We start from the raw sequence: 358 nt of genomic DNA on the forward strand, positions 1-358 counted from the left end.
CGCGGGGCAGGCCGTGACCGCAGGAGCCCTGGCACCGGTTCGGCTGCTCGCCACACCGTCCTTCGCCGCGGGGGCGACGTCCCCGGCCGCAACCTCGTCCGTCGCCGCATCCGCCGCGGCGGCTGCGGCGACGGACGAGGTTGCGGCCGGGGACGTCGCGCCGGCGGCGAAGGACGGTGTGGCGAGCAGCAGAACCGGTGCCAGGGCTCCTGCGGTCACGGCCAGCGCCGCGCGGGTCAGTCTCATGTGCAAACCTGCCTTGGGTCGAAGAGTCGTCCGACATTCCTTGCACGCGGGCAACCGCACATGACGTCGCACGAAATCCGTGTCTCCCCAGCAGCCCCCCGCTGCAGCGATC

Annotated in this window: 1 pseudogene; it reads right to left on the bottom strand. The window is 72.9% G+C overall.

Features of this window, described 5'->3' with window-relative positions:
* Nucleotides 1–246 (bottom strand): annotated as a pseudogene (locus J0695_RS41160) (hypothetical protein); the annotation flags it as partial.
* Between the last annotated feature and the right edge of the window lie 112 nt (nt 247–358).

Source organism: Streptomyces beijiangensis, from assembly GCF_017315755.1.
GTDB classification, from domain to species: Bacteria; Actinomycetota; Actinomycetes; order Streptomycetales; family Streptomycetaceae; genus Streptomyces; species Streptomyces beijiangensis.